This window comes from Bradyrhizobium sp. (genome assembly GCF_049581145.1).
Lineage (GTDB): Bacteria > Pseudomonadota > Alphaproteobacteria > Rhizobiales > Xanthobacteraceae > Bradyrhizobium.
The window spans coordinates 1-2,405 of sequence record NZ_JBAURI010000221.1; the positions used below are offsets into that span (position 1 = coordinate 1).

General features: G+C 59.5%; 2 protein-coding genes. Both read left to right on the forward strand.

The window, feature by feature from the left end:
• The first annotated feature begins 433 nt into the window (after positions 1–433).
• Positions 434–1,165, forward strand: coding sequence for an SGNH/GDSL hydrolase family protein (locus tag WCB02_RS07280; protein WP_423957159.1), 732 nt, complete (start codon positions 434–436; stop codon positions 1,163–1,165).
• A 97-nt stretch (positions 1,166–1,262) separates the two neighbouring features.
• Positions 1,263–2,354: a patatin-like phospholipase family protein gene (locus tag WCB02_RS07285; RefSeq protein ID WP_423957160.1), complete on the forward strand. Its 1,092-nt coding sequence runs from the start codon at positions 1,263–1,265 to the stop codon at positions 2,352–2,354.
• Positions 2,355–2,405 lie beyond the last annotated feature (51 nt).

The window sequence follows — 2,405 nt, forward strand, 5'->3', positions numbered from 1 at the left end:
GTCATATGGTTCACCTGAAGCCAGCTCGTAGGTGAACGCGTTGATGTGGAGTCATATGGTTCACCTGAAGCCAGCTCGTAGGGTGGGTTAGCTGCAGCCGTCAGAATGACGGCTGCAGCGTAACCCACCGCTTCCATCACGATGCTCGGTATCGATGACCTGGCGGCAACGGTGGGTTACGCGCCCGCCTTTGCTCTTCGAGCAAAGGCGATCGCCAATCGTCAACTCATCCGACGCGCGGTGTAGTCGGCGAGGTCCTGTTATGACCATCGTAAACGCGCACGCTGCATATCTATAGTGGTGTGTAACGGGAGAGATAGCGCAGCAACCGCTCGGGCCCTGCGAACGGCGCCTTGCAATGGGACTTGCAAATCGTCGTGATCTCGCGATCAAATACGATCACAACGTAGGATAGTTCTAGCGGGTGGCTCCAATGACCGGCATCCCTCAGGCCTGCAACCCCTACCCCGATATTGTCACCTTCAACCAGCCATTGAAAAAATTGACGGAAAGTCTCGAGCGACGACGCAAGATCAAGATCGTTGCGATCGGCTCGTCATCGGTAGCGGGTGAGGGCGTCATCCCTTTTCCGGCCCGCCTGGAGCTTGCGCTTCGTAACCGATATCCCGGCCGCATGATCGACGTCATCAACCGGGGCATTGGGGGTCAGGAGGCGCCGGAAGAGCTCACGCGTTTCCAGGACGATGTGATCGCGGAAGATGCTGCGCTGGTCATCTGGCAGGTTGGAACGAACGCCATCTACCGCAGCCTTTATGAACCTTCGGTTGTTGCCGGGACCGTTGCTACCGGGCTGAGCTGGCTCGAGGGGCTTGGGCCTCTTGCGCCTGGCGTTATTCTGATGGACCTGCAATATGCGCCTGCGTTGTTTGAGGACGACAAGGGCAACCCGGACTCAAACAAGGCGGAGAAGACGCGAGAGATGGAATGGCGGCTTGCCGATGTTGCACAGCAGGCCGAGGTCAACCTGTTTCAGCGGTTCAAGCTGATGGAGCAGTGGGTCAAAGACGGCATGAATTGGGGCGATCTGATCAAGAGCGACGGAATTCACATGACCGAATGGTCCACAGCATGCGTCACGACGGCACTTGATCTTGCGATTGCGAGAGCCGTTGGCTCGGTGCCGGGCGGGCTGCCGGCGGTCTGACCCACGGCTGGTCGCTGTTCACCCCCAGCATATTTGTGCAATCAACCAATCTTGCCGTTGAGTGCACGGCGCATGCAGGCGAATGGGGTGGTCGGCCATGGACGTCAAGTCGGAGCGGAACTCGGCGGGGAGGCCCGAGGCCTCTCGGGAAGCAGGTCCCGAAGACGCATCCGCCAACCAGGTCAGGACTATCAACCTGGCTCTGCAGGGCGGCGGCGCGCATGGCGCGTTTACCTGGGGTGTGCTCGACCGGCTGCTGGACGAAAAAGACCTGGCCTTCGAGGGGCTCAGCGCGACCAGCGCCGGAGCGATGAACGCTGCGGCCTTTGCCTATGGGCTTGCGGTCGACGGTCGCCAAGGGGCGCGCAAGGCGCTCGAGGGCTATTGGAAGCGCGTCAGCGTCGCAGCCAAGGCAGGGCCGCTGCAGCCCCACGCCATCGACCGAATGCTGGGCGATCACAAGTTGGCGTGGTCGCCGATTTTTTCCGTCATCGATTTCGTGACGCGCGTGCTGTCGCCGTACCAGTTCAACCCCGCGAACTACAATCCCTTGCGCGATGTGGTCGAGCAATCGATCGATTTCGAGGTGTTGAAGCGACCGGACTGTCCGGTCAAGCTGTTCCTGTCTGCGACCAATGTGCGGACCGGCAAGGTGAAGATATTCTCGGGCCAGGAACTTTCGGTCGCGGCCGTGATGGCGTCGGCGTGCCTGCCCACGATGTTTCACGCCGTGGAGATCGACGGGGAAGCCTATTGGGACGGCGGCTACATGGGAAACCCCGCGCTGTTCCCGCTGATCTACAACTGCAACAGCACCGATATCGTCACCGTTCACATCAATCCGCTGTTCCGCAACGAGGTGCCGCGCGCCGCAGCCGATATCTTGAACCGCATCAACGAGATCAGCTTCAATTCGTCCCTGATGCGTGAGATGCGGGCGGTCAGCTTCGTGACCAGGCTGATCACGCAAAATCGCGTCGATGGAGATCTGAAGCGTCTGCTGATCCACAGCATCGCGGACGACGAATTCATGAGCGCACTCACGCCCACGAGCAAGTACAACGCCGATTGGGACTTCCTGATTTTTCTGCGCGACCAGGGGCGAAAATGCGCAGGCGACTGGCTGGCAAAAAACTTCGTCAAGCTCGGCGTCGAGTCATCCGTGGACATTGATAAAATGTACCTCTGAATCCGCGAGAGAAACTGCACGAACGGATAGTCAAGCCGACCGATTCCTTAA